Annotated in this window: 11 protein-coding genes; 4 read left to right on the plus strand and 7 right to left on the minus strand. The window is 46.8% G+C overall.

All coding sequences use genetic code 11. The features are described from left to right. Nucleotides 1-158 precede the first annotated feature (158 nt). The 3 genes from QUB35_RS02095 to QUB35_RS02105 form a co-directional block, all read right to left on the minus strand. The gene (locus tag QUB35_RS02095) at nucleotides 159-2,063 is read right to left on the minus strand and encodes a hypothetical protein (RefSeq protein WP_333138912.1); all 1,905 of its coding nucleotides are present in this window, start codon (nucleotides 2,061-2,063) and stop codon (nucleotides 159-161) included. Between the two features lie 143 nt (nucleotides 2,064-2,206). Then, the gene (locus tag QUB35_RS02100; protein ID WP_333138913.1) at nucleotides 2,207-4,516 is read right to left on the minus strand and encodes a hypothetical protein; all 2,310 of its coding nucleotides are present in this window, start codon (nucleotides 4,514-4,516) and stop codon (nucleotides 2,207-2,209) included. Nucleotides 4,517-4,824: 308 nt separating this feature from the next. Further along, the gene (locus tag QUB35_RS02105) at nucleotides 4,825-5,085 is read right to left on the minus strand and encodes a hypothetical protein (protein WP_333138915.1); all 261 of its coding nucleotides are present in this window, start codon (nucleotides 5,083-5,085) and stop codon (nucleotides 4,825-4,827) included. A 660-nt stretch (nucleotides 5,086-5,745) separates the two neighbouring features. On the opposite strand from QUB35_RS02105, the gene QUB35_RS02110 reads away from it, so the two are divergent. The 3 genes from QUB35_RS02110 (at nucleotide 5,746) to QUB35_RS02120 (ending at nucleotide 8,053) form a co-directional block, all read left to right on the plus strand. Next, nucleotides 5,746-6,459: a Crp/Fnr family transcriptional regulator gene (locus tag QUB35_RS02110; RefSeq protein ID WP_333138917.1), complete on the plus strand. Its 714-nt coding sequence runs from the start codon at nucleotides 5,746-5,748 to the stop codon at nucleotides 6,457-6,459. A gap of 90 nt (nucleotides 6,460-6,549) precedes the next feature. Further along, nucleotides 6,550-7,047 (plus strand): universal stress protein, encoded by a 498-nt coding sequence (locus tag QUB35_RS02115; protein ID WP_333138919.1) that lies wholly within the window; start codon nucleotides 6,550-6,552, stop codon nucleotides 7,045-7,047. Nucleotides 7,048-7,297: 250 nt separating this feature from the next. After that, a complete protein-coding gene (locus QUB35_RS02120; protein WP_333138921.1) occupies nucleotides 7,298-8,053 on the plus strand; it encodes a DUF2232 domain-containing protein in 756 nt (251 codons plus the stop codon). 525 nt (nucleotides 8,054-8,578) lie between these two features. Here the strand turns inward: QUB35_RS02120 and QUB35_RS02125 are convergent. Beyond that, a complete protein-coding gene (locus QUB35_RS02125; protein ID WP_333138923.1) occupies nucleotides 8,579-8,758 on the minus strand; it encodes a hypothetical protein in 180 nt (59 codons plus the stop codon). 195 nt (nucleotides 8,759-8,953) lie between these two features. Between QUB35_RS02125 and QUB35_RS02130 the strand changes: the two genes are divergently transcribed. Next, nucleotides 8,954-10,909 carry a hypothetical protein gene (locus QUB35_RS02130; protein ID WP_333138925.1) on the plus strand — a complete coding sequence of 652 codons (1,956 nt, stop codon included), beginning with the start codon at nucleotides 8,954-8,956 and terminating at the stop codon, nucleotides 10,907-10,909. 7 nt (nucleotides 10,910-10,916) lie between these two features. Here QUB35_RS02130 and QUB35_RS02135 read toward each other — a convergent pair whose 3' ends face one another. From QUB35_RS02135 to QUB35_RS02145, 3 genes are all read right to left on the minus strand, one after another. Continuing rightward, nucleotides 10,917-11,255, minus strand: coding sequence for a hypothetical protein (locus QUB35_RS02135; RefSeq protein WP_333138927.1), 339 nt, complete (start codon nucleotides 11,253-11,255; stop codon nucleotides 10,917-10,919). A 3-nt stretch (nucleotides 11,256-11,258) separates the two neighbouring features. Continuing rightward, the gene (locus QUB35_RS02140; protein WP_333138929.1) at nucleotides 11,259-11,588 is read right to left on the minus strand and encodes a hypothetical protein; all 330 of its coding nucleotides are present in this window, start codon (nucleotides 11,586-11,588) and stop codon (nucleotides 11,259-11,261) included. A gap of 130 nt (nucleotides 11,589-11,718) precedes the next feature. Further along, nucleotides 11,719-12,897 carry a glycosyltransferase family 2 protein gene (locus QUB35_RS02145; protein ID WP_333138931.1) on the minus strand — a complete coding sequence of 393 codons (1,179 nt, stop codon included), beginning with the start codon at nucleotides 12,895-12,897 and terminating at the stop codon, nucleotides 11,719-11,721. Nucleotides 12,898-12,965 lie beyond the last annotated feature (68 nt).

A 12,965-nucleotide genomic window follows, 5' to 3' on the forward strand; every position in this document is an offset into this window, starting at 1 on the left:
AGTTTCTATGTGTTTTTTCTAAAAACGTATAAAGTTTATGTAAAGTTACGTAAATTTACTGAAAAAAGTTAGTCCTGGATGCAAAAAAACCTGGTTTCGACTAGGACTCTTCCCGGAAGACAGGGAGGGTGCTACTGAGAAACCGGGTTTTTTGCCGTTTAGCGATAAATATCGGTGCGAACATCCCAAGCAAGTGTTAGCGGCTCTAACAATTTTTGCTGGCTGCTAGAGGCGAGTTTGCCTAAATATTCGCGAACAACAGAGGCGTGTTCGAGATTCAAACGATAACCCCGCGAGACATCTTCCAAGAAAAGCGGCTCAGCCAAAATTGCTTCCCAATCAGGATTTTGCCTCGACTCCTCGGCCAGCAGCATGAAATCTTCCTCCGCAGGCACAAGCCCCGCCGGCAAATTTCCTTCCAAAATCCGCAAAATTCGGGGTTCGCAGGTGCGGGTATTCACGCCTTGGCGTTCCAACAACTGCAAAATTTCCTGAAAGCTCAGAGTTTCCTCACCCAAAACCTGCATTAATTCCCACAGCAGAAAAAAGTCGCTGTACTGCTGCTGCGACACATCCAAAATTTGAGGATAGAGAGCCAAACTCGCTAACCCGCAGGCAACTCGACCAATTTTTTGGGGGAAATTTGTACTTTGAGATACAGAATTTAATGCAGAATTGTCAATCTCAAAAATATCTCGATCGCCCTGCAATTCCTGGTCTTGAACCACGATCGCATTCGGCAGCTTCTGCCGCAACCAGCGGGCGATCGCAGGCCAAGCACCCATACCCCCCGCACAAATCGCCTGATTAATCCCCGCCGGCGACATTCCGGCGCGGCTGAGCAAAGCATTCAATTCACGATTCAACTGCTGCACAAAAGGCACTAAAACCAGACTTTCCAAATCTTTGCGCTTCACATCCCAATGCTGCTGGCCAATATCCAAAGCAAAACTTTTTTGATGTTGCAAAATAACTTTTATTTGCCTTGCCGCCTCTAACAATTGCAAACCAAAAGCAGAACCTTGTAACTGCTGCTGCAATTGATAACGACTCGGCAAATCTGGATGACCAGGACGTGGCAAATCGATCGACATTCCCCAAGTTTCATTTTTAGCCAACAACTGACAGATAATATCCTGATCGAAAGCATCGCCAGCCGCATCAAAACTGTGGCAAGTAAAATCAGCACGAGTTAAATCTTGAAGATTGGACGGCAACTCAACTAAAGCTAATTCCACCGTCGCCGCCCCCGCATTCAAAATCAAAGTTCCCCCGCTAAAAGACGAAGCATTCACAGCCAGCGGTGCAGCTTCTTCACCGCCCTTAGCAGAATCCACGGCTGACGACTCGACTTCCATGTTATTTTTCACAGGAGTTACAGCAGCAAGCAAAGTGGCGATCGCATCTTCCACCACAAAAATTTGCGAACATGAAGCCACCAGAGACGCGCCCAAAACAGCCTCCCGCAGATTAAACATATAAACATCCGACCAGCCGGCCGGAGTCCCCAAAATTACACCCTGCAAGTCTAAAAGCGCCGCATCGAGAGTTTCTGGCGTCAATCCCGAAGCCCTACAAATTAAATTAGAAACTGGCAATCCTACAAAATTCGCCCTTGGTGTAGAATCCAAAATTTCCCCCGATTCGGCAAATTTTTGTCCCCGCAAACTCGGATTCAAAGTAGCCAGCAGTGCCCGCACACCTTGCAGCGGCAAGGCGATCGAAAAAGTCTCCAAGGGCGACCACTGCAACAGCGGTTCGTACATCCCAGCAGCCTCCCGCTGATAAGGAATGCCCACCTTTAAAGGCCATTTAAAATTTTCCAGTAAAAATTCTCCAGCAGGCAAAGCCTGGGGTCGGAATCCCACCGACTTGACTGTCACCTCTGACCCTGGGCTCCCTGGGGCTGTTTCCGTCAGCACCGCAGCCGAGGGAATCCGAAAGCTCGCGTCTGCTGCCCAAGCCTCAGCCTGCGATGCTTCCCAGTAAATCGGGTGCAACTGGCCGCTGGTGCGATCGAGCAAAGCCGCAGACAGGCCAGTGGAACCAAAATCAATGCCCAAATACCAGCTAGAATTCCGGTGTTCTCTGGATGGGGCGATCGCACCTGCGGCAGAATGGCCAGTCGAGTCTTGCTGCTGTGTTTCGGCAAACTCGCTAAAATCGGTTTTCCCCTCAACAACTCCTGCTTTACTCTCTGTCGAAATTAGGTTTTTTTTTTACTTTCTGGAGGACTCGATCGCAGTTCGCTAGTTTCGGCAGTTTCTGGAGGGGGAAAATCAGTCAAAGGTCGATCGGTCTCGGTCAAACTAGCCAAAATTTCGTCTAGCGTCAAATTCGAGTCGTCTTCCTCAACAAACAAATCATCCTCAAGTTCGTTTTCCAAAACAAAGGGTTCATCCTCAGAGGAGAGTTCCAACACATCGGAGAACAAATCCTCCAGCGTGCCGAGTTCTTCCTCTGCCGCCTCCGCAAAGGGATTGTTTGCAATGCCTTCGGAGGAACTCGCCGATAAATCCAAGCTGTTAGCGACTGAGAAATTCGATCGCCCGAAGCTAGTATTTTCCAATCCCTCCAGATTGTAGAGGTCTGCCTCCAAAAGTTCCAGAGTATTGTTGTCCAAATTTAGAGCTCGATCGAGGTCATCTTCTAATTCCTCGACTGGCAGCAAATCCTCGTCCGGCGAAGCTTGGATGTACCCATCATCGAGCCCCTGCGAGGATGAGTCGAACTCGCCAGTTTGAACGTCACCGGCACTCGGCACACGGGGCCCGGCACTGGGGCCGTTTGGGCTAATTTCTGCAGGCGTTCTCGACGGCAAAGCTGCTGATTGAGGGACTGTAGCGCCGAACTGCTCGCCTTGGTTTTGAGCCGTTTCTAGATTTTCTCGATCGTCCGCGTCAAGTTGCACCTCGGCGGTTGAGGCTGGTGCTTCTGAAACTTGAGGTACTGTTGCCCCTTGCGGTTCAAATAAATCTGCAGTATCTAAAGTTAGGGCGTCTACAGAATTACCCATTACCAAGTCTGAATCTTCATCTACTAAAATCTCTTCCAGAGATTCGCCTTCATCCAGCAGATTTACAAACAAATCTTCGGTCATTTTGAGCGATTCGGCAGTTTCCTCGTCCGCCGACGCTCGATCTTGTAAACCTTCACTTTGGGGCTCAATTACAGTAGTTTCTACGGGGGTACTTTCGATTTGTAATTCTACTTCAGGAACCGCTTCTCCCGCGAACAAACTTGCATACAAATCCTCAATATTTTCGCCGGTTTCTGTTAAGCTATTCTCCGATTCACCGCCAGAAAACTCAGTTGCATTTCCCGATGTTTCGGGTGCAGAATCGAACAAATTATCTTGCAACTCCGGGAGCAAAATTGGGGCTTGAATGCGATCGCGGTCGCGCCTCAACTGTCTGAATTGCGGAGAAATTTCTGTACCGGCGTAGGGAAATCTGTCTTGTTCTCCGAATTCGCCGGTGCGAATTTCCTGCACCGAGTCTCCAGTCTGAGTCTCTGCGGCTGAGTGCTCCATCGCAGTATTTGAAATGGCGGGAGCGACAGAAGATCGATCGGCTGCGGTTGGGGTGACGGTTTCGAGATTATTTGCTAAATCGATCGGCTGTTGAACGTAGGAAGACGCTTCTCGCCCCAACTGTGAGGCCAAGTGGTTGACCAAAGCCGCGAACATCGCCTCGCTCTGCTGGCTCAAACCGTACATATTTTCGAGTTCTTGTCTCAAGGAAGCTTGATAGCTTTGCAGATTTGCTTGCAAAGCCTCGAACACGATAGCCATCCTAGAATCGAGACTCATCAGCAGACTGTCAGCATGAGATTGGAACAGTTGCATTTGCTCCAACCTCTGAGCCGGCGTCAGCAGCGGGTGTTCTTCTGAGGTTTGTGGGTTAACTGTTACGTCAATAGCCGATTGTTCATCAGGCGCACTGCCCAAAGAGTAAGGTGCTGCGCTGCTTTGCAATAACTGATTTTCTAGGGAACTTAGAATTTGGGAGAAATCGCTAGTCAAGGTTTCTTCCAAGCGGGCAGTCAGTACCTGCAAGAATTCACCAATGATTTGCTGTTGGTTGGCTTGTTGCTGAGCTAGGGATTGTTGCTGCTGCCGTTTTGCTTCTAGCAGTTTGATTTCTTGAATTAGAGCTTGCTGCTCTTGCCGCAGAGCTTCTATGTCTTCTTGGAGTGGCCCTGTCAGGCTGGAACGCAGGTGGCTGATTTCTCCGGTTACGGCAAGCATGATTTGCTCTGCGGCTGAGGGGCCAGGGGCGGGCAGAGGCACTTTGGGTACTGGAACTGGTTGCGGGCGGACATTTGGGCGGGCGGGGGCCTTTGGGGCCGTTAGCTTTGAGTCTGAGGAAACCAGATAAGCGCGAACTCGCTCTAAAAGTTGGCGCTGGTGGACAGTATCAAGAGAACCCGTCCAAGGCAAGCGGGGTGCGGGCTTGCTGAGTACCTCGTCTATCTCAGCAATCAGTGCTTGAATTTTGTACTTCTGAGAATTCAAGGGCGGAACCTCTGGGAATGCGGCTTGGGAGAAACTTTACCGAAAAAAGACTGAAGTCAATCGATTTTAGATTTTAGATTTTAGATTTTAGATTGAAGCATTGACTTGCGCGAGATCAATTCGGGGGCTCCTTTATCGGATACAGGTTTTTTATTTCTGGACGGATGAATCCGGGGGCTTGTATCCTGGATGCTTGATTGTCAGGCGGCAGCGATGCCAATAGATAGAATAATCTGAATGCGAGTCAGTCAATAATTCACTAATATTTTATGACAACAGTTAATTAACCTTTTGTCTTCGGATAGCTTCTATTGCCTATCATAGGTTAACCGGTACTTTCGCACCAAATGCCCGCTTCTATCAATGGCAAGTGCCGTCAAATTCTGGGACTGAGAGGCGAGTTTCCCTACCCGGAGGCTGATTCCTGCTCGGAATAGCTGCGAACCCCACAAACTTTTGCCTTCACACGCTTGAACGGCGGGCCGCACACTGTCACCGCGTGTTTCGTTAGGATGGCGGCGCGCCACTGTCTCTCCATCTTTCACCGACTTGGAAAAAACCTCAAACAATTTGCGATTTGGGATACCGAGATTCGGGATTGTCCCCGTGTACTGGGTTTGAGTAACCTTTGATTATAGCCTTTTATCTGTATTCATGGCTAGATACTAATGGTACAATAATCTTGGGGTAGCAGAAAAGTTTGCTGGGAAGTGGGTGGGTTTCGCTCGCCAAGAGCGCCAGTCTTTAGGCTCGCAAGGGCTGTGGATTTTGCCGATCGTGCTGACATTTACCAGGTTCTAGGCAGTTGCTCGGATTTGGGAGCTGTCTGCCGTGCTTGCACCCCTTGTGCTCGTGGATTTGGCCTTCTCGACTGCTGGGCTGACTGACAACAAATCTCTCAGCAGTGTTAAACTTGTCTTCGCGAAGTGCTTGTCTTCGGTAATTCGATCGGCTCAGTCGTTTGCCACATTGCTAAAATTTTGTTAATAAAATTTGCTCAGTGGTATATATCTAAAAAATTATGGTATATTCTTTAGTTTCTAGCTCGCAATCAGAGCTTGAGGCCATTAATTCCCATATTGGGCCTTTGACCGCAAAACTTTAGAGGTAAAATTGCCGATTTTAGATCCTTGTTTCTCAAATCTTGAATCTCAAATCGAATGACTCGGCTGCAAGCTATTTCTAACTGCCCAGCGCAGATCAAGCGCGTAAATTAAAATGATGGCCTCATGGAAGACCGCTTTAACACCCGAGATCCGAATTCTAATATAAATCAATTGATAGTTTCTACTCCGTTTTTTGCAGGATTACCCGATCCTGTAATCGAGAGAGCAACTCTCCACATCGTTACCCGCAGTCATCCGTCGAATCAAGTGATTTTACTCGAAAATGACTGGGGAACATCAGTGTATTTTATATTGGATGGTTGGGTGAAAATTCGCACCTACAACCTAGACGGAAAAGAAGTAACACTGAATATTTTAGGGAAAGGAGAATTATTCGGGGAAATGGCCGCGATCGAAGAAGCACCGCGATCGACAGATGTCATCACCCTAGCCCCGACACTGATCGGCAATATGCCATCTCAGGATTTTGTGCAGCTTATTCATACCGAGCCGCTAGCAGGCATTCGCCTAGCTCAACTGATGGCGCGTCGCCTGCGACAAGTCAACCGCCGCCTGCGTTTGCGAGAGTCTGACAGTACCTCGCGAGTAGCAGATATTCTATTATTTTTGGCAGAGGGGCAAGGCAAAAAAATCATGGAAACAGGAGGTACAGAAATACCGAACCTGCCACACAGAGAATTGAGCAGCCTCAGCGGGCTGGCTCGCGAAACAGTAACGCGAGTGCTGAGCAAGCTGGAAAAAAAAGGAACTATTCAGCGCGAACGTGACGTTTTGTGCATTCCCGACCTGCACGCCTTAGAGCGTCTGTTAGTCTAGAAGTATCAGAGTTTGCTTTTATTGAATCTAATTCAAAAGCACTCTCTGTTAACTAACTGATATTAATGATTTCCCGCAGGAGGTAAAGCTGTGAGTTTTAAGAAAATTTTCGCTGCCTTAGATGATTCAGAACTGAGCCACCGCGTCTTCAGTCAAGCTTTAGAATTAGCTCTGAGCGATCGGGCCCAAGTGATGCTATTTAACTGCGTTACTGTCAACACGTTGGGCGAGACGGCAGTGCCAATTCCGGTAGATTTGGGCATGAATGTCGAGTTAATGAATCAAGCTTATCAAGCTCAACGTTTGCGGCTGGAAAGCGAGGAAAAACAGGCTTCGGGCTTGCTCAAAAATTACTGCGACGCCGCAGCAAAACAAGGATTGCAGGTAGAATTTGACTGCAAAAAGGAGGGCGATCCGGGGCATTGTATCTGTGAAGCAGCCGAAAATTGGGGCGCAGATTTAATAGTGTTGGGAAGGCGTGGCCGCACGGGCTTCACAGAAGCTTTCCTCGGCAGCGTCAGCAATTATGTCGTTCACCACGCATCTTGTTCGGTTTTTGTAATCCAGGAAGTCAAAATCGAAAAATAATGCTGCTGAAAATTTAGGCTGAGAAAACCCATCTCAAATAAGACTTGCGTTCGTACCTAAACCCGGTTTCTGCGAGCAATATTAAATTTGGCGGCGGGGCATCCAAACAGTGAAACCGGGAATCAGCCGTATGGGGCGCAAGTCCCCTAAAATCTAAAATCTAAACTCTAAAATCGGAAAATCGGGAATCAGCCGTATCGGGTGCCAGCCCCGTAAAATCTAAAATCTAAAATCTAAAATCTAAAATCGGATGAGTGATTTTTTGTCAGCAGATGCTGCGCCTAATTCGGGTAGTTCACCCAGTACAAATAACGAGCCGGAAACCGCCGATATTTCAGCAATGGCTGGCGATCGTACAAATCCAGATCCTGGGAAGCGCCCCTCTGGGGAAGCGCCTTTAAGGCTGGTAGAAACGGCTTTTTTGGCAAGTACCGCTAGCTTAATTTGGCTGGTAAATTATTACTTTCCGCTGGGGCCTTTGCTGCGGGTTTTTTTCCCGATACCCATCGCCCTGGTTTACTTGCGCTGGGGCAACCGAGCAGCTTGGATGGCAGCTTTGGTATCGGGTTTGCTGCTGTCGGTACTGATGGGCCCGACGCGGAGCATTTTATACGTGATGCCTTTTGGAATTATGGGAGTTGCGCTGGGAGGACTTTGGAGGCGCAAAGCGAGTTGGTCACTCTCTATTAGTGTGGGCGCTCTCATTGGTACTGTCGGCTTCTTTTTTCGGTTTTGGCTGCTGTCAGCGTTGGTGGGTCAAGATCTATGGGTTTACGTAACGGCCCAGGTAACAGAGATGGTGGAATGGGTGTTTGTGAAGCTGGGCTGGCTTAATGTACCGAGTTTGGACACAATTGGGGCGATCGCCGCCGGGATGATTTTAGTTAACAATATTGTCTATTTATTTGTAGTGCATTTAGTAGCTTTGCTGCTATTAGATCGTTTGGGAAATCCAATTCCGCGACCGCCAAGCTGGGTGCAAGTTTTGATCGATTATGAAGAGTAGTTATTAGTCCTTATACCAATTAAATGGGTATAACTAATTATTTTAAAAGGAGTCGCCCTCGCACTTAAAATTTTGAAGAACACGTCCTGGGTGATCGTCTTCCACTTTATAAGCGCGCTCCCTATTAACTTACGCGATTTTACTTATACGGTTCTAATTGAATCCTGACCAACTTGTGAGCCAATATCGAGTTGATTAGTAGCAAGCCATTGTATTTGTGCAGGCACACTAAATATAGCGGGTCTGCGTAAGTCCTGGATTTAACGTATAGCCTTTCTCAGAAAGATGAGGTACTCATGGCCTCCGTGGCCTCCGTGGCCTCCGTGGGCATACCTCACCACGCTTGAGAACCGCTATATCATCATTCCAGCGCTGCTTCCTCCTAGATTTTTCGTTTTTACCGTACTTTTTAAGACGGCTTCAATTTTAGCTTTTGTGCATAGATCCCGCGCTCGCCCCTCTCTTCCCGAAAACCCCTTTTTCCCCGAAGCCCTTATTATTACCAAAAGTGCGATCGCACTTCCCTCAATCATAAATTGGGAGCATCTCATATTTGTAAAAATACTTCTTCTGGCTCCTTCCTTCTTCTGGCTCCTTCCTTCTTCTTCTTTCCTTCTGCCTCTTTCCTTCTGCCTCCTGCCTCCTGCCTCCTGCCTCAAAACTCCAATTTCTAGCGGAGGGCTGCAAAGGTGAGATGCTCCCCATAAATTTCTGTCCGGTATCCAATCCGATCAATAGTAATCACCTTTAAATCATCCTTCAGCAACGAACACAAAAAACAGTATATTGACAAAATTCACACAGTCTTCTAAGATGAAAGACGATTCCTAACACACCGCCAAAACTTAACAAATCATCCCTCCACAAGTTAACAATTTAATATAATAGGCTTTGACAGCAATGGTTCCATACCTAATATCATTCTTCTACGGTATTTGCCTGCTTTTATCCCTCATCGGTTGGGGGAAATTCCTCAACCACATTCTGTTTCCCAACCAGCGAACGGACTGGGGACAAAGAGCAGGTTGGGGTCTAGCCTTGAGCCTTATCATTGGCGGTGTATTAAACGCAACTTGGAATATCTCGCCACCCACAATTTTATTTTTTTTAGGTTTGGGACTCATTTATTGTCTAGTAGATTTGATAAATCACAGACAATCAATCGCCAGTAATCTCTCACAGCTATTTCAAGAAAGTCGCAAAGATAAAATAGTCTTAGCAGGCATTGCGACTGTCAGCCTACTGATTTTTATCCAATACGCGGGATGGGTGTATACAGGCAGACTCAACTTTGCCAACATGGTGTATGCTGACGGGTTTAATACCAGCGATGACTACCACGCTTACTTAGTATTTCCCCACAAAATGCTGCAACTCGGTTCTATGGGCCTAGAGCCTTTTAGCGAAAGAAGAATAGTATCTTTGGGGGGACAGTCATTTCTCCATACTTTCATTGTCAGCGTACTTTCTGACACTAATTTAAACATCATAGACCCGGGTTTAGCGCTGATAATTACGATCGGACTAATTATCGGATTTTTCAAAGAACATCCAGCCTCCACTAGACGAGTAATATTTACAATTTTATTTGTCCTATTGATTGCTGTACCCAAGGCAAACACTACAAGTAGTATGCTGCCTGTAGCTTTATTTTTAAGTTTGTTTAGAACCATTGACACCAAAGAAATAGACTGCAACTCTTGGGTTTCCAATGCTTGTATTATTGCTTTAATCTCCGCCGCAATTTGTACGTTAAAATCTTCTCTAATTCCAGCCTCGGCTATTGTATTGGCAGTTAGCTACCTTTGCTATTTTATTAGCTCAAAGACCCAACAAAAAGTTGTTTGGGAATTCGCGCTGGCGACAGTATTAGTAGGAATATTTCTCCTACCTTGGATGATTTCTTTGTATCAATCTTCAGGTACTTTATTGTATCCTCTTTTGGGAAAAGGCTATCACGCCTCCGCCTACGGCATTACTTTCAAATCAGGTTCGACACTCTTGGGAACTGTTAAAACAGCCATCGCAGCATTCAGAGGTATTTACGTTTTTATACTGATATTGCTCGGCTGCTTGAGCTTAAGTATCCGACCTCTGAAATTGGCTAATTTACCAGCAGAATCCTCGTTCTCGAACCGCCAAGCACCTTTATCTATGACAGTTGCAGCGCTAGTGGCAACTGTTGTTGTAGGGGTGCTTACCGAAAATGCCGACCCTTTTCGCTATTCATTCTCTCACCTGTTTCCGGCAATTATCATATTAATTATGATTGCCATGACGGATACAGGAGTGTTAAATACAAACGGGATTCCTAACTTTTTTATTGCCGCTGTATTTTGTGCAGGTCTTACAATCAGCTACGATTGGGAGATCACTAAAAATACTTATTCAGCTTATGTGAAAAATATTAAATTCGGACTAACGAATCCATCTTTAGTTTCAGCTAAGCAAAAGTTGCAGTATGCAGCGCTGCAACAGTCTATTCCCCAGGGAGAAACAGTTTTAACCAGGCTAGATACACCTTTTATCCTCGATTTTAAACGCAATCAAATTCTCCTAGCTGACTGGCCCGGAGGAGCAAGTTTGCCTCCCGGAATGCCTGTCTTCAAAGGCGATGAAGCTTTAGCGAACTATTTAGTTTCAAAATCTATTCGATACATAGCTTATTCGTCTTGGAGTCTCAATCATCCGCCAAATGTAGATACTTCAGCGCCTGGATTGTCATCTTGGTTTAGACTGCAATCACAACTTGCTCACGACTTTCGGGATAACGTGCAACAACTAGCAAAAACGAGAAAGAAGCTTTATGCAGACGGAGAAAATTTTGTGCTGGATTTGGGAGTTCAGCGTAAGTAGCAAATATTTAGATGACATAAAAGAGCAGATTAGATATCAAACCGAAAAGCCGGAAATGTTTGGTAGAAATTCGAGCATCTGCTGGCAGTATCTTTAACACATCTTTCTCAGATAAAAGGTTGAGATTTTCCTCTTGGGCGAAAAAGTGTTGACCGAGCAATTTCAGCAACGCTCGAAACCAAGAGGGGGGCAGCCAATGTATGAGGGGAACAGCAGTGTGGAATTCTACGGGATACCACCGGTTGGGAGTTGTGATGCAGCAAGTTTTGCCGACGCGGCAAAGTTCCCGAACAAAAGCTTGTTGCTGAGTCCGACTCCCGACGTGTTCGATTACGGCAAAACTCACGACTCAATTAAAACTTTTGTCGGGAAATGGCAAGCTTAATCCATCAGAACGGACGTATTTTAAACCTGGATATTCTTCTTCTAAAAACACAGCATCTTCCATACCGACTGCGGTGATTTTGTCCTTATGCGGATAAAGTTTCTCAAAGAAATTGCAGTCTTCGCGGCGGTCGGAAGTTACTCCTACATCCAACACCGTTGTGTCGGCGCTGGGATGGGCTAATCCCATGAGCAAATCGAACATTTTTTGGCGGGCGTACAAAGATAGTTTAGTTGCGAAACCGCCTAGCTTGGGGCCAACATACTCGCTGGAGTTGTTTTCAGTTAGTGTCATATAATTTTAGCTTTGAGATGAACTGACAACCTGGTTGAAGCCCGATTGTTCGCGCTCGATTTAACACAGCATTTGGGCAATTTAAATCATCTTTCGTGAAATTTATAACAAAACTGTACTTTTAAGTGTTTTACCTGCGCTTCAACCCCAGCACGCTGAGAAAAAAGCTCGACAAAACCATCTGCAAACCGACAGTCAGGCAAGTGAGCGAGGGAATAACCAAACGCAGAGTTTTAGAAGGGTCGAGAGAACCAAAAGCAGTTTCACTCCAGATAGTTAATGACAAGAACGAGCCAACTATTCCGATTAATATCAGTGTGACTCCGAAAATCAATCCTGTCTCTAGGGTGACATAGCGAAATATTTTGTTGAGTTTGGGGTCTTCGGGCAGCAGTTTTTCACTGATGGCGAAAACTTTGGTGAAGAAAGCGAAAGTTACTGCTTGAAAACCGATGATAATTGCGATCGCAGCATACAGCAGTGTATGCACGTCAAAGCTGATACTCCCGATATTTTGAGTACCGGGCAACAGCCAAATGCCAACTATTATACCCACAATCATCAGGAAAGCACCCGGATACAAGAACAGCCATCGGGGACTGTAAAGCAACAGAAATCGCAAGTGCCGCCAGCCATCTCGCCAAGTTCGCAGGTGCGGCGGACGGCTGCGGCCATCGGGAGAGAGTACGGTGGGGACTTCTGTGATTCGCAACTTGTACAGAGAGGCTTTGACGACCATTTCGCTGGCAAATTCCATCCCCGTTGTTTGCAAGTCGAGTTTCAAAATTGAGTCTCTCCTGAAACCCCGCAATCCGCAGTGAAAGTCCCCGGCGGGACTGGAGAAGAATAGCTGCCCCACCCAAGTAAGTACCGGATTTCCTAAGTATTTGTGCAGTGGTGGCATTGCCCCCGGTTTGATGCCGCCTTGAAAGCGGTTTCCCATCACTAAATCGCACCCTCCCCGCAATTTTTCGACAAAAGCGCCGAGACTAGAAAAGTCGTAGCTGTCGTCAGCGTCGCCCATGATAATATAGAGTCCGCGCGCTGCGATTATGCCTCCCATCAGGGCGCTGCCGTAGCCTTTGGCTGCTACGGGTACGACTCGCGCCCCCATTCTGGTAGCGATATCTTGAGAACCGTCAGTGCTGCCGTTGTCTGCTATGATGACCTCGCCGGCAATATCAAGTTCGCGCAGGGACTTCTGCGCTTTCTGGATACAGATTTCTAAAGTTTCTGCCTCGTTCAGGCAAGGCATGAGTATCGATAATTCGAGAGTGTATTCCCCGCTGGCGTTGGTCTGTTCTGCCATATGTTTGTTCTACTGTTGCTGGCGATCGACAATACTTGCATTTCCAGTATGTATGTTTAAAATATGGG

This window comes from Microcoleus sp. B13-B6, assembly GCF_036705405.1.
In the GTDB taxonomy this organism is placed as follows: Bacteria; Cyanobacteriota; Cyanobacteriia; order Cyanobacteriales; family Microcoleaceae; genus Microcoleus.